Source organism: Halomonas gemina, assembly GCF_023554995.1.
Lineage (GTDB): Bacteria > Pseudomonadota > Gammaproteobacteria > Pseudomonadales > Halomonadaceae > Halomonas > Halomonas gemina.
The window spans coordinates 199,481-222,443 of sequence record NZ_JAMJPK010000002.1; the positions used below are offsets into that span (position 1 = coordinate 199,481).

21 protein-coding genes are annotated in these 22,963 nt (G+C 66.8%); 11 read left to right on the forward strand and 10 right to left on the reverse strand.

The features are described from left to right. Positions 1-4 precede the first annotated feature (4 nt). Positions 5-1,399 carry a two-component system response regulator GlrR gene (gene glrR, locus M8009_RS04970; protein WP_250059655.1) on the forward strand — a complete coding sequence of 465 codons (1,395 nt, stop codon included), beginning with the start codon at positions 5-7 and terminating at the stop codon, positions 1,397-1,399. A 92-nt stretch (positions 1,400-1,491) separates the two neighbouring features. On the opposite strand, the gene M8009_RS04975 is transcribed toward glrR, so the two are convergent. Continuing rightward, positions 1,492-2,145, reverse strand: coding sequence for a peroxiredoxin (locus M8009_RS04975; protein WP_250059656.1), 654 nt, complete (start codon positions 2,143-2,145; stop codon positions 1,492-1,494). A gap of 163 nt (positions 2,146-2,308) precedes the next feature. Continuing rightward, positions 2,309-3,688 (reverse strand): exodeoxyribonuclease VII large subunit, encoded by a 1,380-nt coding sequence (gene xseA / locus M8009_RS04980; RefSeq protein WP_250059657.1) that lies wholly within the window; start codon positions 3,686-3,688, stop codon positions 2,309-2,311. A gap of 181 nt (positions 3,689-3,869) precedes the next feature. On the opposite strand from xseA, the gene guaB reads away from it, so the two are divergent. The 5 genes from guaB (at position 3,870) to M8009_RS05005 (ending at position 9,683) form a co-directional block, all read left to right on the forward strand. Then, on the forward strand, positions 3,870-5,339 hold the full coding sequence (gene guaB, locus M8009_RS04985) for an IMP dehydrogenase (protein ID WP_250059658.1): 1,470 nt from the start codon (positions 3,870-3,872) through the stop codon (positions 5,337-5,339). Between the two features lie 95 nt (positions 5,340-5,434). Next, complete coding sequence (gene guaA, locus M8009_RS04990) at positions 5,435-7,012, forward strand: glutamine-hydrolyzing GMP synthase (protein WP_250059659.1); 1,578 nt, start codon at positions 5,435-5,437, stop codon at positions 7,010-7,012. Positions 7,013-7,352: 340 nt separating this feature from the next. Further along, positions 7,353-8,666, forward strand: coding sequence for a carbohydrate porin (locus tag M8009_RS04995; RefSeq protein ID WP_250059660.1), 1,314 nt, complete (start codon positions 7,353-7,355; stop codon positions 8,664-8,666). Between the two features lie 235 nt (positions 8,667-8,901). Continuing rightward, positions 8,902-9,123, forward strand: coding sequence for a VOC family protein (locus M8009_RS05000; RefSeq protein ID WP_250059661.1), 222 nt, complete (start codon positions 8,902-8,904; stop codon positions 9,121-9,123). 113 nt (positions 9,124-9,236) lie between these two features. Then, positions 9,237-9,683, forward strand: coding sequence for a DUF6789 family protein (locus tag M8009_RS05005; protein ID WP_250059662.1), 447 nt, complete (start codon positions 9,237-9,239; stop codon positions 9,681-9,683). Positions 9,684-9,750: 67 nt separating this feature from the next. Here M8009_RS05005 and M8009_RS05010 read toward each other — a convergent pair whose 3' ends face one another. Further along, on the reverse strand, positions 9,751-11,430 hold the full coding sequence (locus M8009_RS05010; RefSeq protein ID WP_250059663.1) for a sensor domain-containing diguanylate cyclase: 1,680 nt from the start codon (positions 11,428-11,430) through the stop codon (positions 9,751-9,753). A 251-nt stretch (positions 11,431-11,681) separates the two neighbouring features. On the opposite strand from M8009_RS05010, the gene M8009_RS05015 reads away from it, so the two are divergent. From M8009_RS05015 to M8009_RS05025, 3 genes are all read left to right on the forward strand, one after another. After that, positions 11,682-12,476, forward strand: a complete 795-nt coding sequence (locus M8009_RS05015) for a TIGR01458 family HAD-type hydrolase (protein ID WP_250059664.1) — start codon at positions 11,682-11,684, stop codon at positions 12,474-12,476. Between the two features lie 144 nt (positions 12,477-12,620). Next, positions 12,621-14,192 (forward strand): glutamate synthase-related protein, encoded by a 1,572-nt coding sequence (locus M8009_RS05020; protein ID WP_250059665.1) that lies wholly within the window; start codon positions 12,621-12,623, stop codon positions 14,190-14,192. 187 nt (positions 14,193-14,379) lie between these two features. Continuing rightward, a complete protein-coding gene (locus M8009_RS05025; protein WP_250059666.1) occupies positions 14,380-14,940 on the forward strand; it encodes a hypothetical protein in 561 nt (186 codons plus the stop codon). A 4-nt stretch (positions 14,941-14,944) separates the two neighbouring features. Here the strand turns inward: M8009_RS05025 and M8009_RS05030 are convergent, their stop codons facing one another. From M8009_RS05030 to M8009_RS05045, 4 genes are all read right to left on the reverse strand, one after another. Continuing rightward, the gene (locus tag M8009_RS05030; RefSeq protein WP_250059667.1) at positions 14,945-15,160 is read right to left on the reverse strand and encodes a TIGR02450 family Trp-rich protein; all 216 of its coding nucleotides are present in this window, start codon (positions 15,158-15,160) and stop codon (positions 14,945-14,947) included. Between the two features lie 110 nt (positions 15,161-15,270). Beyond that, on the reverse strand, positions 15,271-16,269 hold the full coding sequence (locus tag M8009_RS05035) for an NADP-dependent oxidoreductase (protein ID WP_250059668.1): 999 nt from the start codon (positions 16,267-16,269) through the stop codon (positions 15,271-15,273). 266 nt (positions 16,270-16,535) lie between these two features. After that, a complete protein-coding gene (locus tag M8009_RS05040; RefSeq protein ID WP_250059669.1) occupies positions 16,536-17,063 on the reverse strand; it encodes a hypothetical protein in 528 nt (175 codons plus the stop codon). Positions 17,064-17,388: 325 nt separating this feature from the next. After that, complete coding sequence (locus tag M8009_RS05045; protein ID WP_250059670.1) at positions 17,389-17,685, reverse strand: hypothetical protein; 297 nt, start codon at positions 17,683-17,685, stop codon at positions 17,389-17,391. A 184-nt stretch (positions 17,686-17,869) separates the two neighbouring features. Between M8009_RS05045 and M8009_RS05050 the strand changes: the two genes are divergently transcribed. Then, a complete protein-coding gene (locus M8009_RS05050) occupies positions 17,870-18,727 on the forward strand; it encodes an alpha/beta hydrolase (RefSeq protein WP_250059671.1) in 858 nt (285 codons plus the stop codon). Between the two features lie 286 nt (positions 18,728-19,013). Here the strand turns inward: M8009_RS05050 and M8009_RS05055 are convergent, their stop codons facing one another. Together M8009_RS05055 and M8009_RS05060 are read right to left on the reverse strand one after the other, a co-directional pair. Then, the gene (locus tag M8009_RS05055) at positions 19,014-19,325 is read right to left on the reverse strand and encodes a hypothetical protein (protein ID WP_250059672.1); all 312 of its coding nucleotides are present in this window, start codon (positions 19,323-19,325) and stop codon (positions 19,014-19,016) included. A gap of 476 nt (positions 19,326-19,801) precedes the next feature. Then, positions 19,802-20,671: a LysR family transcriptional regulator ArgP gene (locus M8009_RS05060; protein ID WP_250059673.1), complete on the reverse strand. Its 870-nt coding sequence runs from the start codon at positions 20,669-20,671 to the stop codon at positions 19,802-19,804. A 136-nt stretch (positions 20,672-20,807) separates the two neighbouring features. Here M8009_RS05060 and M8009_RS05065 point away from each other — a divergent pair, with 136 nt between their 5' ends. Then, entirely contained in the window at positions 20,808-21,422 is a 615-nt protein-coding gene (locus M8009_RS05065) for a LysE/ArgO family amino acid transporter (RefSeq protein WP_250059674.1), read from the forward strand. A 65-nt stretch (positions 21,423-21,487) separates the two neighbouring features. Here the strand turns inward: M8009_RS05065 and mltF are convergent, their stop codons facing one another. Further along, positions 21,488-22,864, reverse strand: a complete 1,377-nt coding sequence (mltF, locus tag M8009_RS05070; protein WP_250059675.1) for a membrane-bound lytic murein transglycosylase MltF — start codon at positions 22,862-22,864, stop codon at positions 21,488-21,490. Positions 22,865-22,963: the final 99 nt, after the last annotated feature.

Consider the following 22,963-nt stretch of genomic DNA (forward strand, 5'->3'; position numbering starts at 1 on the left):
CGACATGAAGCAGACCGGACGCCTGCTCAACGCCGGTGACAACGGCGCACACATCCTGCTGGTGGATGACGACGTCAGCCTGTTGAAGCTGCTGGGCATGCGGCTCGAGAGCCGCGGCTATCGTGTCACCACCGCGGAGAGCGGTCGCGAGGCCCTCAAGCGGCTGGAAGTCGCACGCCCTGACCTGGTGCTGTCGGACCTGCGCATGGACGAGATGGACGGCCTGGCGCTGTTCCAGGAGCTCCAGCGCCGGGTGCCGGGCCTGCCGGTGATCATCCTCACCGCCCACGGCTCGATTCCCGATGCCGTGAGCGCCACCCGCCAGGGGGTGTTCAGCTTCCTTACCAAGCCGGTGGATCGCGACGAGCTCTTCTCCGCCATCGACGATGCCCTGGCCCAGACCACCACCTCTGCCACCGAGGGCGACGATCGCTGGCGCGAGGCGATCATCACCCGCAGCCCCGAGATGGAGCGCATCCTCGAACAGGCCCGCATGGTGGCCGCCTCCGACGTCAGCGTGCTGATCACCGGCGCCTCGGGGTCGGGCAAGGAGCTGCTGGCCGGCGCCATCCACAAGGCGAGCTCGCGGGCCGACAAGCCCTTCGTGGCGATCAACTGCGGCGCGCTGCCCGAGCAGCTGCTGGAGAGCGAGCTGTTCGGCCACGCCCGGGGCGCCTTCACCGGCGCGGTGAGCGAGCATCGCGGCCTCTTTCAGGCGGCCGATGGCGGCACCCTGTTCCTCGACGAGATCGGCGACATGCCGCTGACCCTGCAGGTCAAGCTGCTGCGCGCCCTGCAGGAGCGTCAGATCCGCCCGCTCGGCTCCACCACCTCGATCCCCATCGACGTGCGTATCATCTCGGCCACCCACCGCGACCTGGACCGCGCCATGCACGAGGGGGAGTTCCGCGAGGATCTCTACTACCGCCTCAACGTGGTGAACCTGCGGCTGCCGCCGCTCAAGGAGCGCGCCGAGGACGTGCCGCTGCTGGCCAAGCACCTGGTCGCCCAGGCCGCTGCCCGGCACAAGCCCTTCGTCAAGGGTTTCTCCCCGGAAGCCCTCAACCTGCTGGCCACCTCGGCCTGGCCCGGCAATGTGCGCCAGCTGGTCAACGTGGTGGAGCAGTGCGTGGCGCTGACCACCTCGCCGATGATCCCGGAGGGCCTGGTCGCCCAGGCGCTGGCCGCCGAGGACAACGCCCTGCCGACCTTCAACGACGCCCGGGCCGGCTTCGAGCGCAGCTACCTGGTCAAGGTGCTCAAGATCACCGAGGGCAACGTCACCCAGGCGGCGCGCATCGCCGGGCGCAACCGCACCGACTTCTACAAGCTGCTGGCCCGCCACGAGCTCGAGCCCGGCGCCTTCAAGCCGGCCGCCCGCCAGGCCGAGCACCACTAGGGGCTCTTACCACCGTGGGGCACGATTGCGGGGTACCAAGCAAGACCCCTGCCGAGGCAGGGGGTCGTGTGGCGAGTGGTAAACTGCCAGCCTTACTTGGGCAGCTTGGCCCGGCGCAGGTAGGGGAAGATGGTCTCGAACTCGCCGAACTTCGCCTTGGCATCCTCGTCGGAGACCGTCGGCGGGATGATTACGTCCTCGCCGACAGTCCAGTCGGCCGGCGTCGCCACGCCCTTGCCGTTGGCGGTCTGCAGGGCGTCCAGGGCGCGCAGCACCTCGGCGAAGTTGCGGCCGACGTTCATCGGGTAGGTCATGGAGAGCTTGAGCTGCTTGTCCGGACCGATGATGAACACCGAGCGCACGGTGGCGCTGTCGGCCGGGGTGCGGCCGTCCGGCAGGTAGGCATCGGCCGGCAGCATGTCGAACAGCTTGGCGACCTTGAGGTCCTCGTCGGCGATGATCGGGAAGCCGACATCGCAGCTGGCGAAGCTTGCGATGTCATTGATCCACTTCTTGTGATCTTCCACGCCGTCCACCGAGATGCCGATCACCTTGGTGTCGCGTTTCTTCCACTCCTCGCTGAGCTTGGCGACGGCGCCGAACTCGGTGGTGCAGACCGGGGTGAAGTCCTTGGGGTGCGAGAAGAGGATCGCCCAGCCGTCGCCGATCCACTCGTGGAAGCGGATCGGGCCCTGGCTGGTATCGGCCTCGAAGTCGGGTACGACGTCATTGATGCGCAGTGACATGGTGATACTCCCTGGTTGGTGGGATATGTCCCCGAGCGACCGGTAGCCGGGCACGGGGAGGACTCTGGTTCCTTGACGGTTAGGCATTGGCTCGGTCACGTCAAGGCCTTCTTGTTCGGTACAATTCTAGTTATCATTATTTGGAATATCTATATTACAAATCCTATCGCCCCGATGGCTTTTCGCCATGGGGCGTGGTGTCGCAGGCCTCGACGCGGGTTACCGAAAGGGCAAGCCGCCCCTCGCCCAGCCGCGCCTCCAGCGCCTGGCCGGGGGCGGTGTCCGCGGCTCGGCGCACGACCCGGCCCTGGGCATCCTCGAGGATCGCGTAGCCGCGCCCCAGCACCGCCAGCGGGCTCACCGCCTGCAGTTCGCGGGCGAGCCCGCCCAGCCGCTCGCGATGGCGGGCCGACTCGCGCGGCATCGCCTGGTGGAGCCGCCCGCGGGCGCGGGTGAGCCGTTGCCGGGCCTGCTCCACCAGGCGGTCCGGAGAGCGCAGGGCGAGGCGCTGGCGCAGGTGGTGCTCGCGGCGCCCCTCGCTGGCGAGCCTGGCCTGCATGGCCCGCCGCAGCCGTCCCTCCAGCTGGGCCAGCTGTTGGCGACGCGCGGCCAGCACCTCGCCGGGGTGGCGCAGCCGGGCCCGCAGGTGGTCAAGGCGCTGGGCCTCGGTCTCCAGGCGGGCGCGCTGGGCCCGGGTCAGCCGCTCGGCCAGCCGCTCGAGGCGGTGGAGCCGCTCGCGGCGGTCGGGCACTAGCTGCTCGGCGGCGGCCGAGGGCGTGGGGGCGCGCACGTCGGCGGCGAAGTCGGCCAGGGTGACGTCTACCTCGTGACCCACCGCCGACATCACCGGCAGCCGCGAGTGGAAGATCGCCCGGGCCAGGTGCTCGTCGTTGAAGGCCCAGAGGTCCTCCAGGCTGCCGCCGCCGCGGGTGATCAGGATGGCGTCGCGGGTCGGGTCCAGCGCCTGCTGGCGGTTGAGCAGGCCCAGCGCCGAGATCAGCGCCTGGGCGGCCTCGCGCCCCTGCACAGGCACCGGGATCAGCGTCACCTGAACCAGCGGCCAGCGCGCCGCGAGTACCGCCAGCACGTCGCGGATCGCCGCGCCGGTGGGCGAGGTGAGCACCAGCAGGTGGCGCGGCGGATAGGGCAGGGGGCGCGCGTTGGTGAAGACGCCCTCGGCGGCGAGCCGGGCCTTGAGCCGCTCGAAGGCCGCCAGCAGCTCGCCTTCGCCTGCCGCCTGCACCGCCTCGACGATCAGCTGGTAGTCGCCGCGGGGCTCGAACAGCGACACCTGGCCGCGCACCTTGACGCGGTCACCGTCGCGCAGGGGGGCGGCGACGAAGCGCGCCCGGGTGCGGAACAGCGCGCAGCGCAGCTGGGCGCGGTCGTCCTTGAGGGTGAAGTAGATGTGCCCCGAGCCAGGCCGCGACACTCCGGAGAGCTCGCCCTCCACCCACACCTCGCCGACATCCTGCTCCAGCGCCTGGCGGGCGCGGCGGTTGAGCTCGCTGACGGAAAGCGGGGCGTCCTCGGGGTGGGGCATGGCGCGGTCATCCCTGGCGGGTGTAGGGGATACCCTAGCATGCGCCGCGGCCTCGGTGGCAGCGCCCGGGGACTGCGGAAACCCCGATGCCTGCCACTTGCATTGCCGGCCCCCGGGCAGGGTCGCTATAATGGGGGATTAACTTCACTCCCTCCCACCAGTCCACTGGGTGTTGCCGCATATGCTACGTATGGCCCAAGAAGCTCTTACGTTCGATGACGTATTACTCGTGCCCGGGTATTCCGATATCCTGCCCAACGACGTCAGCCTCAGGACCCGCGTGACCCGCGACCTCTTCCTGAACATCCCGCTGCTCTCCGCGGCCATGGATACCGTTACCGAGGCTCGCCTGGCCATCGCCATGGCCCAGGAAGGCGGCATCGGCATCATCCACAAGAGCATGACCATTGCCCACCAGGCGGCCGAGGTGCGCAAGGTCAAGAAGCACGAGAGCGTGATCGTCAAGGACCCCGTCACCGTGGGGCCCAAGGCCAAGCTGGCGGACCTGCTGGCGATGGCCGAGGAGCACGGCTTCTCCGGCTTCCCGGTGGTGGAGGGCGAGACCCTGGTAGGCCTGGTGACCCAGCGCGACATGCGCTTCCAGCCCAACCACGGCGACAGCGTGGCCGACATCATGACCCCCGGCGAGAAGCTCGTCACCGTGTCGGTGGGTACCGATCTCTCCGTCATCAAGGGCAAGATGCAGGAGCACCGCATCGAGAAGATGCTGGTGGTGGATGATGAGTTCCGCCTGCGTGGCCTGGTCACCTTCCAGGACATCGAGAAGGCCCGCACCTTCCCCTATGCCGCCAAGGATGCCGACGGTCGCCTGCTGGTCGGCGCCGCCGTGGGCACCGGCCCCGAGACCCCCGACCGCATCGCTGCCCTGGCCGAGGCCGGCGTCGACGCGGTGGTGGTCGATACCGCCCACGGCCACTCCAAGGGCGTGATCGACCGGGTGCGCTGGCTGAAGGAGCACTTCCCGCAGATCCAGGTGATCGGCGGCAACATCGCCACGGCGGAAGCGGCCAAGGCGCTGGCCGAAGCCGGTGCCGACGCCGTCAAGGTGGGCATCGGCCCCGGCTCCATCTGCACCACCCGCATCGTCGCCGGTGTGGGCGTGCCGCAGATCACCGCCGTCTCCAACGTGGCCGCCGCGCTGGTGCCCTACGACATCCCGCTGATCGCCGATGGCGGCGTGCGCTTCTCCGGCGACCTGGCCAAGGCCATCGCCGCCGGTGCCAGCACCGTGATGGTCGGCGGCCTGCTGGCCGGCACCGAGGAGGCGCCGGGCGAGATCGAGCTCTACCAGGGCCGCACCTACAAGGCCTACCGCGGCATGGGTTCCATGGGCGCCATGTCCCAGAAGCAGGGCAGCGCCGACCGCTATTTCCAGGACAAGAGCGAGGGTGCCGAGAAGCTGGTGCCGGAAGGCATCGAGGGCCGGGTGCCCTACAAGGGCATGATGAGCGCCATCGTCCACCAGCTGATGGGCGGCCTGCGCGCCTCCATGGGCTACACCGGCTGCCGCGACATCCAGGAGATGCGCACCAAGCCGCAGTTCGTGCAGATTACCGGGGCCGGCTTCAACGAGTCCCACGTGCACGACGTGCAGATCACCAAGGAAGCCCCGAACTACCGCGCGGGCTGATACACGCTTGAAGCCGGAAGCTTGAAGCTGGAAGTGGCCATGCCGCTTCCAGCTTTCGTGTTTCCGGGCCGTTCGCCTCTCAAAGGAAAGGCCAGATGACCGACATTCACGCCCACAAGATCCTGATCCTCGACTTCGGCTCCCAGTACACCCAGCTGATAGCCCGCCGGGTGCGCGAGATCGGCGTCTACTCCGAGGTTCGCGCCTTCGATATCACCGAGGCCGAGATCCGCGAGTATGCCCCCAACGGCATCATTCTCGCCGGCGGCCCGGAGTCCGTCACCGAGCTGGACTCGCCACGCGCGCCCCAGTGCGTGTTCGAGATGGGCCTGCCGGTGCTGGGCATCTGCTACGGCATGCAGACCATGGCCGAGCAGCTGGGCGGCGCAGTGGAGGGCTCCCACGTCCACGAGTTCGGCTACGCCCAGATCCGCCTCGACGCCGAGACGGCGCTGTTCCGCGACATCGCCGACCACATCGACCACGCGACCGGCAAGAACCTGCTCGACGTCTGGATGAGCCACGGCGACAAGGTCTCCCGGGTACCCGCCGAGTTCACCGTTACCGCCTCGACCCCCAGCTGTCCCATCGCCGCCATGGCCTGGGAGGAGAAGCGCTTCTTTGGCGTGCAGTTCCACCCCGAGGTGACCCACACCCTGCAGGGCCTGCGCATCCTCGAGCACTTCGTGCTGGAGATCTGCGGCGCCGAGCGCCTCTGGACCCCGGCCCAGATCATCGAGGACCAGATCGCCCGGGTGCGCGAGCAGGTGGGCGAGAGCCACGTGCTGCTCGGCCTCTCCGGCGGCGTGGACTCCTCGGTGGTGGCGGCACTCCTGCACCGCGCCATCGGCGACCAGCTGACCTGCGTGTTCGTCGATAACGGCCTGCTGCGCAAGGCCGAGGGCGACCAGGTGATGGAGACCTTCGCCCGCCACATGGGCGTGAAGGTGATCCGCGTGGATGCCGAGAAGCTGTTCCTCGACAAGCTGAAGGGTGAGGCCGACCCCGAGGCCAAGCGCAAGATCATCGGCAACACCTTCATCGACGTCTTCGATGATGAGGCCGGCAAGATCGAGGGCGTGGACTTCCTGGCCCAGGGCACCATCTACCCGGACGTGATCGAGTCTGCCGCCAGCAAGACCGGCAAGGCCCACGTGATCAAGTCGCACCACAACGTCGGTGGCCTGCCCGAGACAATGAAGCTCAAGCTCGTCGAGCCGCTGCGCGAGCTGTTCAAGGACGAGGTGCGCAAGCTCGGCGTCGAGCTCGGCCTGCCCTACGACATGGTCTACCGCCACCCCTTCCCGGGGCCGGGCCTGGGCGTGCGCATCCTCGGCGAGGTGAAGAAGGAGTACGCCGACATCCTGCGCGAGGCCGATGCCATCTTCATCGAGGAGCTGCACAAGGCGGACTGGTACCACAAGACCAGCCAGGCCTTCGCCGTCTTCCTGCCGGTGCGCTCCGTCGGCGTGGTCGGCGACGCCCGCCGCTACGAGTGGGTGATCGCCCTGCGCGCCGTGGAGACCATCGACTTCATGACCGCCCGCTGGGCGCACCTGCCCTACGAGCTGCTGGAGACCGTCTCCAACCGCATCATCAACGAGATCACCGGCGTCTCCCGCGTGACCTACGACGTCAGCAGCAAGCCGCCCGCGACGATCGAGTGGGAGTGATCGGCCATTTCCGGCATCCCCGAGTGAGACGTCCAGGTTCCGCGTCAGCGCGCTACGTTGCACGAACAACCGTATCGCCAGGACGCGGATCATGCCGCATCTGTTGCTCATTATGGCCCCCGCGATGTGGGGGCAGGTCCTGCCGGTCTCCGGTCCGGCTCCTGCCGTAACCTGCCGCCAGGGGCACCTCCAAGACACTGGAAGCATATACAGAAGACGAATGTCTAATTCCTTCATGAAACCGGTTTCATGATCATCAGTAGGGCATTCCTTTGCTATACGTCAGCTCTCAAATGAAACCGCTTTCATTTGCTTATGCTCTCAACTTGGTGGAGTTACCATGAAATTAACAAAAATGTCTCTCGCTTTTCTCGCGCTGTCGGCGGGTATGACCTCCATGCCGACTTACGCAGAGAAGTCGGAGGGATTCGAGTTCCACGGCTATTTTCGAGCGGGCGTTCTGTTTAACGCGAACGATGATTTCAAGCGTTCAAAATTTCCCGGCTCAAAAGAGCGTCTGGGGCGGCTGGGTATCGAGTCGGACAATCACTTTGAGCTGGCCCTGCAGAAGAATTTCGAAAACGACAAGAGTCAGCAGGTTCGTATAAAAACGCGAGCCGGCGCAGATAACTCGCAATATGCCACCAACCAGTTGGGTGCCAATGCCGACGCGGCAAACAGCGAAATCGGCATGGTCGAGACGTATGTTGAGTTCGATGGTTATACGGAGACCGGCACAGTATGGGGCGGTAAGCGTTTTTATGGCAAAGACAATTACATCTTCATGACTGACTTCTTCTATACCGATATGTCAGGCACTGGTGCGGGTGTCGAAGGGATCGAGCTGGGTGGCAACAAGTGGGATTTTGCTTATATCGCCAGTGATGACTCAGGGGATATGGGGTTCTGGGGAGACAGCAACAATGTCATGCATGCGGTGCATGTTGGTGTTGACCTGGGAGGTGTCGAATTGCACGCCATGGGTAAGCACCTGCCCGATAACTTCGTTGAAGAAGACGGTGTATCCAATGAGTACGCCTCCAGTGGCTATGATCTGAGTGCCATCGTTCATTCGGAGAGTGTCTATGGCTTGTCCGAAAAGGGCTTTACCAAATATATCGGTCAGGTGGGTAAAGGGCTGGGGTCCGGGCAGTTGCTGGGTGGCACGCTGACAACGTACAACACTTACGCGCCGGGAAGTAACGTAACAGGCAACAAGATCACTGGAACCGACTGCGGAACCTCATGCGTGAAAGCAGTGGAAAGCGGTGATATGTCCACGCGTGCGCTGGTCTGGGGTGGATACTTCTTCGATAACGGTGTCAGCGTGTTCCATTCTCTGCAGGGGCAATATAATGACAAGGAGAATGGAAACACGGACAGCTGGGCGTCGGCGATGGTTCGTCCCACGTTTCCCATCAGCGACAACCTGGATTTTGTCACGGAAGCCGGCTATCAGTATAACCGCGAAAAAGATGCTTCAGGTGTAAAATCGACCAGTTACGATTACAAGCTGACGGCAGGGCCCAAGCTTAAAGTCGACACCGGTTTTGGTCCGACGCCGGAGATTCGTTTCCTCGCCACCTATCTGGATGGTGATCAGCGCGACGAGAGCGACATCATCGTGGGCGTTCAAGCCGACATGTGGTGGTAACCACGTACTGAAGCGATATTCATCTCGCTGCCATGGAGCCTGCTTGCAAGCAGGCTCCTTTTTTCCAACCTGGCAGGTGCGCTTGCCCCCGGATTCTTAGGGCAACCGGGGACAGACCCTCATTCTTGGCTCGAAACAGCCACCGTCGCATAGACTGAATGTGCTGATCCCGTGGCCCTGAATCTCGTCTGCTCGCTATGGTGATTGATAGGGCACAGGCCGGGAGGTAATCGCGGTGGAACAGCGCGTAAGTCTGATCACCCTGGGCGTCTGCGACCTGGCGCGGGCGCGGCGCTTCTATGAGGAAGGGCTGGGCTGGCGGGTGGTGAAGCCCGCCAGCCGGGCGGAGTGGGGCGGGTATTCCGGCTATTTCGCTGACCCCGACGGCCACCTCTGGGAGGTGGCCTACAACCCGGGGTTCCCCATCGATGCCGAGGGCAATACCCGGCTTGGCTGAGCGAGGCATCCCGGTGTTACCGCAGGGACGAGGCTTGCCGGGCACCTGACCATGCGCGTCGTCTCCGATGGAGTGGCTACACTGAAAGACACAGCCACCGCAGGGAGGACACCATGAGCACTCGCCTGTTACGAGGGTTGATGGCCGGGTTCGCGGCCACTCTGGTCATCTCCTTGATCCTGGTGCTGCGCCTGGCGGCGGGCATCATACCTTGGTACGACCCCATCGAGGTCATGAACCTGGCCGCTCAGGACCTGCTCGGCGCGCCGGACAGCTACATGCTGGCCTGGGGCATCCATTTTGTCGTGGGCACGCTGATCTGGGGGCTGCTGTTCGCGCTGCTGGTCCCTTATCTCCCGGGCCGCACTCCCATCCGGCGGGGCTTGGAGTTCGGCGTGGGCAGCTGGCTGGTGGTGATGGTCACGGTCTTTCCCCTGGCGGGCTCTGGCCTCTTCGGGCTGGGCTTCGGGCTGGTGGCACCGCTGTCCATGCTGATCGCCCATCTCATCTTCGGGGCGGTGATTGGGGCCGTCTACGGCTGGGCGGAAGGCGTGCTCTAGCACTGGGAGAGGCGGCAAGACAAGGTGGTGGCAACGCCGAGATCGCTGTCTGATCTTGGCGCGGCTATCAGTGAACCGCCACGCGGTTCCTGCCTTCATGCTTGGCCTGGTACATGGCGGCGTCGGCGCGCTGCATGACGGCCTCGATGCGCGCATCGGTGGGCTTGAAGCCGGTGACGCCGATGCTCACCGTGAAGTAGAAGGGCAGCGTCTCGGCCTCGATCGTGGCCTCGGCGATCTGGCGCAGCAGGCGCCAGGCGACGGTTCGGGCTTCCTCGGGCGACATGCCGGGCATGATCACCATGAACTCCTCGCCGCCGGTGCGGCAGGGCAGGTCGCTCTGGCGCAGGCTGTGTCGCAGGGTGTTCGCCAGCAGCCGCAGGCCCTTGTCGCCCTCGGCATGGCCCAGGGTATCGTTGATCGCCTTGAAGCGGTCGATGTCGATCATCAACAGGGCCGCTTGGCATGCCTCTTCCTTGACCGATCGGGCGATGCTTCTGGCGGCTTCATCGAAGGAGCGGCGGTTGGCGAGCCCGGTCAAGGGGTCGGTACTGGCCTTGCGGGCCCAGTCGGCCTCCTGATGCCGTTGCCGGGTGATGTCCCGATACACCCAGAGGTGCCCATGGTACTCGTCGGCGACGAACAGGGGCGTGTAGGAGCGCTCGAGGAAGCGGCCGTCCGCCATGGCCAGCAGGTCGCGGGTCTGCTTGCGCCTTTCCGCGACGAGCTCCTCGATTCGCGTCACGAAACCTTCCGGCTCCGCGAAATGGCCCTTGGTGGACTCGGCGGCCTCCCGGCAGTCCATGCCCACGAGCTGCTCGGGAGGCACCTCGAGGCCGAACAGGTCGCAGAAGGCCTGGTTGGCCACGATCACTCGGCGCTCCTCGTCCTCGAGCAGCAGGCCCACGTCCAGGCCCTCGATGACCACTTCCAGCTGCCGCTGGGAGACGCGCCGAGCGGTCTCCAGCGCCTTGCGCGGCGTGATGTCGAACTCGCCCATCACGAACATCGGCAGGCCCGTCTTGGGGTCGGTGGCGCGACACAGGTCGACATGGTGCCAACGCTCGCGGCCGTTGACCCGCATGATTGCCTCCAGCGCGTGTCTCGGTTCGCGCTCGAGCCGCTGGAGGAGCTGCTCGGCCATGGCGTGATCCGCGAAGCAGGCGTCGAAGGAGCTCAGGCCCTGGCGTGCCTCGAGCGCGGCCGGATTGCGCACCAGCAGGCGCCCCTGGCCGTCGAACACCGAGACCATCATGGGCGTGTGCCGGATGGCTTCCAGGGCACGCAGGCTGGAGGCATCCAGGGAGATGTCGCTTTCCATCCCTTCCACCAGCATGCCGGTTCGTCCATCGTTCATGACGACAGGGCTGCAGCGACAGTGCAGCGAGATGGCCTCTTCGCCGGGGTAGAAGCTCCAGTGTTCATCGATGACCTCTCCCCGCGCCAGGCGCGGGAGGTAGTCCGCCAGGCGTCGCCGCGTTGCCTCGCTCATCGTCGAGGAGAAGTCGCGGGCATAGAGCGCCTGGGGCGTTGTCGCCTCCCAGAGCCGCAAGGCGGCGGCATTGGCATAGTGCATCCGCTCCTGCTCGATATCGAAGATCCAGACCGGGGTATGGAGCCGATCGAGCAGGGCGGCCTGGTCGCGGATAGCCGTCTGAGGGGCGTTATGGAAGGTGGTCACGATATCGGAGGGGCCCTTGCGGTGGTCGAGGGTATCCGTCGTCGGTGTCGATTCATCGCGAGTCATCGCAGATTACCGCGTTTCACAAACCGTAACCTTATCACTGGATGAGAGATGCATCAGCCCTCTGTGCCATGAACGCCGTCAATATGGATGAGATTGTCATCTCCCCCGCAGCGTCATGCCGCGATTGGCCCCATTGGCGGTACGCCTTCGTGACGTCCGTGATGATATTACCCGCCTCCGCGCGACGCGATGCCCGGCTGATCGCGCTTCCAGGGGCTAGGCTGGTGGAAATCCCTTGTCAGGAAACGACCATGCTCAAGGCGGTACTGCTCGATATCAGTGGCGTATTGACCGAGGATGGCGAGGCCCTGCCCGGCGCCGTGGAGGCGGTGGCGCGGCTTCAGGCGAGCGGCCTGGCGCTTCGTTTTCTCACCAACACCTCACGCAAGACCTCGGCAGCGGTCTGCGAGGAGCTGCAGCGGCTTGGCTTCGCCGTGGAGCCGGCGCAGGTGTTCACCGCCCCGGGGGCGATCCGTCGCTATCTCGAGCGCCATCGGCTCTGCCCCTACCTGCTGATCCACGAGCGACTCGAGCCGGAGTTCGCCGGCCTGCCCCGGGGCGAGCCCAACGCCGTGGTGCTCGGCGATGCCGAGCAGCGCCTGGACTATGCCCACCTCGACGAGGCCTTCCGGCTGCTGCTGGACGGCGCACCGCTGCTCGCCGTGGGTACCAATCGCTACTTCCGCCAGGCGGGGACGCTGCACCTGGATGCGGGGCCCTTCGTGCGTGCCCTGGAGTACGCCGTCGGTATCGAGGCGCGAGTGCTGGGCAAGCCCACGGGCGACTTCTTCCGCACCGTGCTCGAGGAGGCCGGGGTGGCGCCCGGCGAGGCGCTGATGGTGGGCGATGACGTGGAGTGCGATGTGGCCGCCGCCATGGCGGTTGGCCTGCAGGCGTGCCTGGTGCGCTCCGGCAAGTATCGCCCGGGCGACGAGGCGCGGGCGCCTGAGGCACGCTGCGAGGCAAGCCTGGCCGACCTGGTCGAGGTGCTGGCTGGTCGGCAAGGAGTCGCAGCGCCAGACAGCGACGGCACACCACCGCATTGACGGCCCGCGTTTCCCCGCCAGGGGCGGCCGGGTATCGCGGCAGCTGGCGCCCGCCGCCCGGGTACACCACGCTTCAACGACGTCCGTGCGAAGGCGCCCCATCCGCGCCCTTCCCGGCATCAACTCGATCAGGAGCCCGTCACCATGAGCCAACCCGTCATCGCCGACAACAAGCCCGTCCAGGTGAAGCTGACGAAGGGCAAGGAGTACGCCTTCTGCCGCTGCGGGCGCTCGGCCGACCAGCCGTTCTGCGATGGCTCCCACGCCGGCACCGGGTTCACGCCCAAGAGCTTCGTCGCCGAGCAGGATGGCGAGGCCCCCCTCTGCCAGTGCAAGCACACCGCCGATGCCCCCTTCTGCGACGGCACCCACCAGCAGTTTGCCGATGACCAGGTGGGCAAGGAGGGCCCCGGGGAGGAGCAGGGTGAGGGCGAGAGCGATGAGTCGCCGCAGGCCAAGGCCCCGGAGGCCAAGGCGACCGAGGAGGAGCCTACGGTGGCGTTCATCCATCGGCTGGCCCGGGAGGGGCTCGAGCAGATGGGGCCCCATGGCCCGACCACCGCCATGGGGGTGCCGCGCCACACCCTGCCGCACTGGGACGACCTGCAGATCATGGCCGCCCAGCTGGCGACCCAGCCACTGATGGAGGAGGCCGAGGTCGCCTCCGAGCTGGTCATCGGCCCCGAGGCCAACAAGCCGCTGACCCTCGGCATGCCGCTGTTCGTCTCGGACATGAGCTTCGGGGCCCTCTCCGAGGAGGCCAAGATTGCCCTGGCGCGCGGCGCCGAGCTGGCCGGCACCGGCATCTGTTCCGGGGAAGGCGGCATGCTGCCGGAGGAGCAGCAGGAGAACTCCCGCTACTTCTACGAGCTGGCCAGCGCCCGCTTCGGTTATCGGGAGGCGCTGCTCGAGAAGGTCCAGGCCTTTCACTTCAAGGGCGGGCAGGGCGCCAAGACCGGCATCGGCGGCCATCTGCCGGGCAACAAGAACACCGGCAGGATCTCCCAGGTGCGCGGCATCCCGGAGGGCGAACCCGCGGTCTCGCCGCCCACCTTCCAGGACCTGCACACGGTGCAGGACTTCCGGCGCTTCGCCGACCGGGTACGGGAGGTCACCGGCGGCATCCCGGTGGGCTTCAAGCTGAGTGCCAACCACATCGAGCGGGATATCCAGTTCGCCCTCGATGCCGGTGCAGACTACCTCATCCTCGACGGGCGCGGCGGAGCTACCGGCGCGGCACCGGCACTCTTTCGCGACCACATCAGCGTGCCCACCATCCCGGCCCTGGCCCGCGCCCGGCGCCACCTGGACGCGCAGGGCGCCAGCGGCCGGGTCACCCTGATCGTCACCGGCGGGTTGCGCCTACCGAGCGACTTTGTGAAGGCCATGGCCCTCGGGGCGGACGGCATTGCCATCGCCAACAGCGCCATCCAGTCGATCGGCTGCGTGGCCGCGCGGATCTGCAACACCAACAACTGTCCGGCCGGCGTCGCCACCCAGCGCAAGGACCTGCGCCAGCGGCTGGACGTCGACACGTCCGCCCGCCAGCTACAGAACTTCCTCGAGGCCTCCGTCTCGCTGATGCAGGTCATGGCGCGGGCCTGCGGCCACGACCGCCTGGACCAGTTCAACCGCGAGGACCTGGCCACCTGGCACCGCGAGATGGCCCTGCTGAGCGGGGTGCGCTACGCGGGCCTGCTGGACCCGCGTGGCTGAAGGCCGGGATCCCCGCTTTCCCGGTAACGACATCAGCCGGCCCCGCGCCGGCCCACCCCGCCGGGAAGCGTCGTCGGGTAGCCGGCTGTAAGCCCTCGCGTGGTTAGCCCCGGGCGGGTCGACTATCGTCAAGGGAGGGGAAGGACTCTCCAGGGGCAAGGAGGCCCCGGGGTTCGGAGGCCGCACCATGCAGCGCATCCGGCATATCCATGCCATCACCAGGCGCCTGATCGTCATGACCACGGTGGCGGTCGCCGTGCTGGGCGCGATCTTCGCGCTGACCTTCTTCTACAACCAGCGCTTCCTGGTGACCTGGGCGGTGCCCCTGTGCGGCATCATCGGGGGGTTCGTCAGCATCCAGCAACGCCTGAACAAGGTCACGGACGAGGAGCTCGCGTTGCTGAACGCCTCCTGGTTCCAGATCCTGCTGGTGCCCATCTTCGGCGGGGTGTTCGCCCTGGTGCTCTACCTGGTGTTCCTCTCCGGCATCGTCTCGGGCGATCTCTTCCCCGCCTTCTCGTTCCCGAGCCGGTACGATATCAAGGAGGGCGAGGACTTCATGCTGCGTGTCTTTCAGGAAACCTACCCGAGTTCCGGTCCTGACCTGGCCAAGCTGCTGTTCTGGTCATTCGTGGCGGGCTTCTCGGAACGCTTCGTGCCCCAACTGATCAGCAAGGTCACGTCGTCGGTCTCCGAGGCCGCCGAGCGGGACGAGCGGGACGAGCGGGACGACACGGAGCAGCGCTGAGTGATCAGCGCCAGCCCATCTGCCAGGTAGCCTCATCCTGGAGGGCCCGCCAGGGCAGGGTGGTCTCGCGGCGGGTGTAGACGGCCTCGAGGACCACCGCGACCACTGTCTCCTCCTCGTCGCGTTCCAGCGCCGTCACCAGGAAGTGCTTCTCCTTGTTCCGGGGCCGCACCGCGGTCCATTTGCTGTGGTACAGCTTCTCGGGATTGATGGCGTGCATGGCCGTTTCCTCGGCTTGCGGAATAGCGCTCGAGCGTCAGGCAGGGCCGTCGGCTGAGGACACAGGATGCGCCGGCCGGCCAGCGCATCCTGCATGCAGGGACGTTCGGATCAGAGCCTGACCAGCATCTTGCCGCGGTTGGCGCCCTCGAACAGCTTGAGGAAGGCATCCGGGGTACGCTCGAGGCCATCCTCTACGGTCTCCTCGTAGTCGAGCTTGCCGCTCTCGACCTGCGGGCCGACCTCCTCGAGGAACTGCGGATAATGCGCCCAGTGGTCGAAGACGATGAAGCCCTCCATGCGGGCGCGGCGGATCAGGATCATCGCCAGGTTGCCCGGACCGGCACTCGGCGTGGCCTCGTTGTAGCGAGCGATCATCCCGCAGACGGCGATGCGCGCGCCGACCCTGAGGGAGTTCAGTGCGGCCTCCAGGCAGGTGCCGCCGACGTTCTCGTAATAGACGTCGAAGCCCTCGGGGCAGGCGTCCTGCAGCGCCTCGGTGAGCTGGGCAGCGTCCTTGTCCCGGTAGCTCACCGCCTTGATGCCGTGGGACTCCAGCCACTCGAGCTTCTCGGGGGCGCCGGCGATGCCGACCACGGTGCCGCCCCTGGCCTTGGCCAGCTGCACGGCCAGCGAGCCCACTGCGCCGGCGGCGCCGCTGACCAGCACGTTGTCGCCTTCCTGCATCTCGGCGATGCGATTGAGGCCCGTCCAGGCGGTCATGCCCGGCATGCCGAGTACGCCCAGGTAGGCCTGCTCCGGCACCTCGAAGGTGGGCAGCGGCTCCAGCTGGTCGCCGGGAAGCTGGGCGATATCCCGCCAGCCGCCCATATGGCGCACCTTGCTGCCCACGGAGAAGGCCGCATCGCGGGACTCGATCACCTCGCCGATGGCCGCACCTTCCAGGGGCGCGTTCAGCTCGAAGGGCTCGATGTAGGTCGTCACGCCGCTCATGCGGCCGCGCATATAGGGGTCCACCGACAGCCAGGTGTTGCGGATGCGCACCTCGCCCTCGGCGAGCGGGGGCAACTCCTTCTCGTGCAGCTCGAACAGCTCGCGTGCCGGGGTGCCCTGCGGATGGTCGTTGATGGTGAAGTAGCGGGATTGCATCGTGCGGCTCCTTCGCTTCGGTGAGTAGACGACCAGTCTAATGCAGGGGTGGCGGCCAGGCCAACCTGGCCGGTCGGCCGGCATGATGGACGCCGGGCCCCACGGCAAGCACGCCCATGCTCGCCTTCGGCATGTACGTCTCCTTCATACGCATGCGGCTGTGATGGATGAGGGACCCGATGGGCCATGCGCAAGAGGGCCCATCAGGTCGATCCGATGGGCCGTGCTCAGGGCGTCATGATGGGTATTGCGGAGAGGCAGAGGCGTCAGCGTAGTTCGCCGCTGGCATTGGCAGAGCCTTCCGCCTCGGCAGTAGTGCCCAGGTTACCGGTAGCCTGACCTGACGCTTGCGTGGCTTCCTCGTGCCACTGCTCACTCGTTTCCCGGCCGGCTTCGAGGGTGTCGGAAGCCCCTTCGAGAACCGATCTCGAGCGATCCGAGGCCTCTGCGGCGGTGTCGTGCCCGGTGCCTGTCGCCGATTCCAGGGTGCCCTCGACGCCGGCGTCGCCACGATGTTCTGCACCCGTCTGGCTCCCGGCGCGAGTATCGGTTTGCAGCTCGCCTTGCTGCTGGAACTCCCTTTCGGTTCGGGTGGAGCCGTCGACGCCGACCTCCACGCCTACCTGGGTACTGCTGCTGACACCGAACTGGTCGTTGCCTGTTTGGCTATCCAGCGTCGAGTCTGTCGCGCTGTTGGTCTGGACTCCCAGACTGCCGGATTCGGCGTGGGCGGCTGAGCCTGCGAGACCAACGAAGGCCAGCGTCATGCCGGCAGCGAGTGTCTTGAGTCTCATTGTGCCTCCCTTTTCACCCCGCTGTCTCGGGGCTAATGGTGTGTTTGGGGTTGGCTCTTCCCTGAGCCCTCGTCGTGATGAGTCTTGCCCTGAGGGGGTGGCTCTTCCTTGAACCGCTCATCGCGACGAGTCCTTCTCCTGCCAGGTATCTAGCCAAAGGCGTGCCAGGGTCAATGAAATATCCTGTAAATCAGGTGGTTGGAGTTTTACGGTGGTCAAGGTGTCTTGCCCCGGCCCGGCGAGAGCGAGCAGACTGTTGCCAGCCGCCAACACGTTCGGCGCGCAAGGCGAGAAGACGGGCTGCTGCGGGAGCAGAGGCTGTCGCCTATAAGCGACAGTCGCCGTCCTGCAAGGCGTGCAGGCCCCTGGCAATCAGCTCGTCGGCCATCGCCCGGGCGGCCAGGGCGAACTCCACCCGTGCCGTGGCCAGGGCGCTCAGGTCGCGCGAGTCGACCTCATTCTCCAGGCGGTCGAGGCGCGCCTTGGCCTGGGCCAGTCGCCGGGCCAGTGACATCTCCAGGCCGATGCACGCCGGAGGCAGGTCGGGCATCGGAAACAGCTGCTCCACCAGTTCTTCGGGTGCTGCATCAGGCAGCTCGCATGCCAGTGTCGGGATGTTCATTGTGCGACCTTCTCGGCCTCGGAGGGGCGGCAAGGATGTGATGTCCTGTGGTCCAGGGCCCACCGGACGCGGGACAGGACCCTCTCTGTGAATATAGTGTGTTTTTTTGTAAGTCAAGGGGAGAATCTGGTGCTGCCGTGGCTGGACTAGGCTGGTGGTTGTGCCTCGGGTCTCGAGGGTGCCGATGAGTGACCTCCATCCCCTGTTTCGCCTGCTCCTCTGGCTGCTGCTGGCCTACGCCATGCTGGTGATGGTGGCCTGTGCCTTCCAGGGCCGGCTGCTCTATCTGCCTCACGTGGGCGGGCGAGAGTATCTTGCCACCCCACAGGATCGCGGCCTGGAGTATGAGCCGGTCACCCTGGGTACCGAGGATGGCCTGCGCCTGGACGCCTGGTGGGTGCCGGCCCGGACGTCACGGGGCGGTCTGCTGTTCCTGCATGGCAATGCCGGCAACATTTCCCACCGCCTGGCTTCGATCGAGCAGTTCCACCGCCTGGGGCTCTCGGTGCTGATTCTCGATTACCGAGGCTACGGTCGCAGCGAGGGCAGTCCCTCGGAGGCGGGCACGGCCCGCGATGCCCGGGCCGGCTGGCGCTGGTTGCGCGACACGGCTGGCCTGCCGCCCCATGAGATCGTGCTGTTCGGCCGTTCGCTGGGGGCCGCCGTGGCGGCGAACCTGGCGGGGGACCTCAAGGGCGAGGTGCGCCCCGCGGCACTGATCCTGGAGTCGCCGTTCCGCTCGGTTCCCGAGCTGGCCCAGCGACTCTACCCCATCCTGCCGGCCCGCTGGCTGTCGCGCTTCGACTACGATACCGCGGACTATGTGGCACAGAGCGAGGCGCCGGTGCTGGTCATCCACAGCCGGGAGGACGACATCATCCCGTTCGCCGAGGGCGAGGCTGTTCATGCGGCGGCGTCCGAGCCCAAGCGGATGCTGGTGATCGACGGCAGCCACAATACCGGGTTCCTGGAGAGCGAGGCGGTCTACCTGGCGGGCATCGAGGCGTTCCTGGCGGAGGTCGCGGGGTTACCCGCTCGTTGATGAGAGACACGTTCGAAAAAAAGGTTCATCGCAGACTGGCGTGATGCAGTCCTGTGGGGGCGCAATTCATTGCGCGAATGGCGCCAACAGGTGCCCCGGGGCTGAGTGCCTATTGCCGGGAAGGCCTCCGGCCTTCTTTCGCGATCTGAAGTCGGAGCGCCGAACCGTCGCTCCCACAGGGGGACTTCGCTTGCTTCCCGCCAAAATGCGATTATCCAAAAAACACCCCATCCGGCCAGGGGCCGAATGGGGTGTGGTGACTGCACCTGCAGGGACGGTCACGGCCTCAACGTTGAGGCGCTTCCTCGAACAGCTCCGCCTTGGCATCACGCATGACATCTTCGCAGGCGGCCTGGTGGGCGAGCTGGGTGAGCAGGCTCTGGCTCAGGGCGAAGCCCTTCTCCAGGCAGGTGTCGACCTCCTCACGGCTCACTTCGGGGGTGACGTTGCAGTCAATCTTGATCGTTCTTCCACCACCGTCCAGCCTGTCGGCGAATTCCCGAAAGCGCCAGGCGATTCGCTTCTTCCAGCTGGCTGATTCTTCCACGCCTTCGTTTACGCTAAACGTGCACTGCCATTCCGGTTTGTAGACCTTCATGAGAACCTCCCGTGCTGGCTTGAAAGAATGATCGATCGTGTTTTCTGCTCCGTATCTGAAGATGTTGCACAATCATCATACAGGCTTTGTGCCGCCGGGCCAGTGCCTTCGCCAAGGAGTCCGCGAAGAAGGGGCTAACCTGGAAGGCGCCTGGCCATCGGGGGTGTAGCACGGATGAGGGTGACCCTGACCCGTCGATGGTGCTGGCTCGGAGCACGCAGTAGGCATCGTCAGCCCAGGTAGGCGGCGAAGGCCTCGAAGGCGTCACGCTGCAACTGGGCCTGGTGTGCCCAGCACTGTAGCACGTAGGAATCGAACGAACGGGAATGCGCTTGTGGGGTAGTCATTGCAGTTGCCCTCCTGAAGGGGATTGCCTAATCACCATAAGCGCTTTCTTGCTGCATTGCAGCAAGAGTTTTTCGGACATGCCTGCGTGCGCCCTGGTCGCCCCTTGGCGATCACCGCGAAGCCGCGCTCTACCGCAGCTTGACCTCGCCCAGCACCCCGGTCAGCCGCTCCAGCGCCTCGCCGCTGTGCCGCCAGAAGTGCCAGTAGAGCGGCACGGCCAGCGAGCGCTCGGGGGCGATGCTGGCCAGCCGGCCCTCTGCCAGCAGCGAGGCCACCTGCAATCGCGGCAGCATGCCGTAGCCCATGCCGGCACCGGTCAGGCGCACGAAGCCTTCCGACGAGGGGCAGAGGTGGTAGGGAAAGCTGCCGTGGTAGCCGCAGCTGGCCAGGAAGCGGTGCTGCAGCTGGTCATGGGGGCCGTAGACGATGGCCGGTGCCTGGCGGAAGGCCTCGGGGGTCGGCCCGTCCGGGAAGTGGCGGGCGATATAGGCCGGGGTGGCGAAGGGGTGATAGACCATGGTGCCCAGCGGCACGCAGCGGGCCCCGGCGATGGGCTGGTCGCTGGCGCACAGGCAGGCCGCCACCTCACCGTCGCGCAGCCGCTTGAGGCCCACGTCCTGGTCCTCGATCACCATGTCCAGCAGCAGGCCCTCCGCCCGGCAGAAGTCGCCGACGGCCGCGGCCCACCAGGTCGCCAGGCTGTCGGCATTGAGGGCGATGCGCAGCCGGGGCGAGGCCTCCTCCAGGGTCGGCAGGGCCGTGCGCAGGTCGCGCTCGAGCAGCTGGACCTGCTGGACGTGGTTGAGCAGCCGCTGGCCCGCCGGGGTGGGCCGCAGCGCCGGGTGGCGGACCAGCACCGGCTGCCCCAGGCGGACCTCCAGCGCCTTGATCCGCTGGGAGACCGCCGACTGCGAGAGCCCCAGCTGTTCGCCGGCCCGCTCGAAGCCACCGCACTCGACCACCGTGGCCAGCGCCTGGAGCAGCTTGTAGTCCAGCATGGGACCTCCGTGCCGGGAAGGGTTGGGCGCCCAACTATAAGCAGAACTGATGCAGTATTAGCAGGATGATTTTCCGGCATGTCGAGGCGTCGCTATGCTGGCCGCTCTCGACGGGTGCCATGACAGGGGAAACGCGATGCTGGAGAGCTATCTCACCGGGCTGGTGGTGTGCGGCGGGATCATTATCGCCATCGGCGCGCAGAACGCCTATGTGCTGGGGGTGGCCGTGCGGCGGGAGCACCACTGGTGGTCGGCCGGGCTGTGCATGAGTACCGATGTGCTGCTGCTGGTGGCCGGGATGTTCGGGGTCAGTGCGGTGCTGCTGAGCATGCCGGGCGCCCTGGAGGCGCTGCGCTGGCTGGGGGTGGTGTTCCTCGCCTGGCTGGCGGCCCAGGCCTTCCATCGCGCCGCCACCGGCCGACAGGGGCTGTCCGGCGGCGCATCGGGCGGGCGCAGCCGCCGGGGGGTACTGCTCGCCACCCTCGCGGTCACGCTGCTCAATCCCCAGGTGTACCTCGACACCCTGCTGCTGATCCCGGCCATCGGTGCCCAGCAGCAGAGTGCGGCCACCTTCGTGGCAGGCGCCATCAGCGCCTCGATCCTCTGGTTCAGCCTGCTGGCCTGGGGCGGCTCGGCGCTCTCGCCCTGGCTCTCCCGGCCCCTGGCCTGGCGGGCGATCGACGGCTCCATCGGCGTGATGATGGCGGCCATCGCCGTGCACCTGGCCTTCGGCTCGGGCCTCGTGGCCTGACACGGCCCGGCGGCGCACGGCTCACCTGACGCTCTCGGCCTTGGCCTCGCGCGAGGCCGAGGCATTCACTCCCCGTCAAGCGACGTTTCCACCGCGGCGCCGATCACGTCCTGGTAGTTGCGGATCCGCTGGACGTAGTGCACCGGCTCATAGCCTCGCGCATAGCCGTAGCGGGTCTGCGGGTAGTAGCGCTTGTCGGCCTTGAGCGGCAGCACCTCCCTCATGTCCTCCCAGGAGTCCGGGTTCTTGCCGAGCTCGCGCGCCAGCTCCCGGGCGTCCAGCAGGTGGCCACGGCCGATGTTGTAGCTCGCCAGGGCCAGGTAGGTGCGGTCCGGCTCGGGAATGCTCTCGGGCAGCCGCTGGTGGCGGTCGGCGAGGTAGCGCGCGCCGCCGTCGATCGCCGCGGCTGGGTCCAGGCGATTGGCGACGCCCAGCGACTCGGCGGTGTTCTGCGTGAGCATCATGATGCCGCGCACGCCGGTGGGCGAGACGGCCTGCGGGTCCCAGTGCGATTCCTGGTAGGCCAGGGCCGCGAGCAGGTCGGCGGGCATGCCGGTGGTCGCCTCGGCGGCCAGGAAGAGCTCGAGGAAGGAGGGCAGGCGCTCGTCGATGCGCCGGTTCAGCGCGCGCAGGTCGACGAAGTCGAACTCGCCGATATAGGCGTAGTAGCGGTTCTCCATCGCCGCGATGCTCTGCTGGCCCTCGGTGCTCTCTATCCACTCTCCGGCCATGTCGGCCAGCGCCTGGTGGCCGGCCGGCAGGTACCAGCCCAGCCGGTCGCCGCTGGTCAGGTTCATGGCGACCTCCAGATGCGGGAAGTGGCGGCGCACCACCCGCACGATGTTGGAGTCGGCCAGGGTGCAGTCGATGTGCCGCTCGGCCACTTCGGCCAGCAGTATTTCGGTGGTGCGCGGGTCCTCCTCGTAGGCGATGCCGGTGTGGCGGTTGACCAGGCTCTCGAGCTTCTCCGCATAGCTGGAGTCCGCCGTGACGCGGATCTCGATGCCGGCCATCTCCTCCACCTCCCGCGGCAGGGGGCGCATCTCGCGGTGGCAGACCAGCTGCTCGACGATGTCGGTATGGCCGGGGCCGCGGCGGAAGCGCTCGTCGCGGGAGGGCAGGTGGGTCAGCCCGGCGGCGGCCAGGTCGACCTCGCCGGCTTCCAGGGCCTGCAGCACCTCGGCGGTAGACGCTCGCAGCACCCATTCGACGTCCCATCCGTTAGCCTCGGCGAACTGCTGAACCAGGTCATGTTCCGGCCCCGCCGGGGTCTCGTGGCGGTCCAGGTAGTAGGTGGTGGCGGCGTTGCGGGTGGCGACCCTCAGCGTCTCGCCCGGTTCGGGCGGGTCGAGCAGCGTGACCGGGGGCTCGCTCGGCTCGCAGCCCTGGAGCAGGGCCAGCGACAGCAGCAGGCTGGGGGTGAGCAGGCGGGATCGGGACATGGCACGGGTATCCTGACCGGAGGGGGGATCGGGCGCTGAGAGGACCAGCCTACCAGGCTCTGGCCGAGTCCTCGGCGAGGCGAGTCAACGCAGGACGTG

Bases quoted from the DNA above. Each gene is read 5' to 3' on its own strand.
- M8009_RS05055 (WP_250059672.1), bottom strand. From the start codon at position 19,325: ATGAAGGTCTACAAACCGGAATGGCAGTGCACGTTTAGCGTAAACGAA.
- M8009_RS05015 (WP_250059664.1), top strand. From the start codon at position 11,682: ATGCTCAAGGCGGTACTGCTCGATATCAGTGGCGTATTGACCGAGGAT.
- xseA (WP_250059657.1), bottom strand. From the start codon at position 3,688: ATGCCCCACCCCGAGGACGCCCCGCTTTCCGTCAGCGAGCTCAACCGC.
- guaB (WP_250059658.1), top strand. From the start codon at position 3,870: ATGCTACGTATGGCCCAAGAAGCTCTTACGTTCGATGACGTATTACTC.
- M8009_RS04995 (WP_250059660.1), top strand. From the start codon at position 7,353: ATGAAATTAACAAAAATGTCTCTCGCTTTTCTCGCGCTGTCGGCGGGT.
- M8009_RS05040 (WP_250059669.1), bottom strand. From the start codon at position 17,063: ATGAGACTCAAGACACTCGCTGCCGGCATGACGCTGGCCTTCGTTGGT.
- M8009_RS05010 (WP_250059663.1), bottom strand. From the start codon at position 11,430: ATGACTCGCGATGAATCGACACCGACGACGGATACCCTCGACCACCGC.
- M8009_RS05025 (WP_250059666.1), top strand. From the start codon at position 14,380: ATGCAGCGCATCCGGCATATCCATGCCATCACCAGGCGCCTGATCGTC.
- M8009_RS05045 (WP_250059670.1), bottom strand. From the start codon at position 17,685: ATGAACATCCCGACACTGGCATGCGAGCTGCCTGATGCAGCACCCGAA.
- M8009_RS05065 (WP_250059674.1), top strand. From the start codon at position 20,808: ATGCTGGAGAGCTATCTCACCGGGCTGGTGGTGTGCGGCGGGATCATT.
- mltF (WP_250059675.1), bottom strand. From the start codon at position 22,864: ATGTCCCGATCCCGCCTGCTCACCCCCAGCCTGCTGCTGTCGCTGGCC.
- M8009_RS05050 (WP_250059671.1), top strand. From the start codon at position 17,870: ATGAGTGACCTCCATCCCCTGTTTCGCCTGCTCCTCTGGCTGCTGCTG.
- M8009_RS05005 (WP_250059662.1), top strand. From the start codon at position 9,237: ATGAGCACTCGCCTGTTACGAGGGTTGATGGCCGGGTTCGCGGCCACT.
- guaA (WP_250059659.1), top strand. From the start codon at position 5,435: ATGACCGACATTCACGCCCACAAGATCCTGATCCTCGACTTCGGCTCC.
- M8009_RS05020 (WP_250059665.1), top strand. From the start codon at position 12,621: ATGAGCCAACCCGTCATCGCCGACAACAAGCCCGTCCAGGTGAAGCTG.
- M8009_RS05030 (WP_250059667.1), bottom strand. From the start codon at position 15,160: ATGCACGCCATCAATCCCGAGAAGCTGTACCACAGCAAATGGACCGCG.
- M8009_RS04975 (WP_250059656.1), bottom strand. From the start codon at position 2,145: ATGTCACTGCGCATCAATGACGTCGTACCCGACTTCGAGGCCGATACC.
- M8009_RS05060 (WP_250059673.1), bottom strand. From the start codon at position 20,671: ATGCTGGACTACAAGCTGCTCCAGGCGCTGGCCACGGTGGTCGAGTGC.
- M8009_RS05035 (WP_250059668.1), bottom strand. From the start codon at position 16,269: ATGCAATCCCGCTACTTCACCATCAACGACCATCCGCAGGGCACCCCG.
- glrR (WP_250059655.1), top strand. From the start codon at position 5: ATGAAGCAGACCGGACGCCTGCTCAACGCCGGTGACAACGGCGCACAC.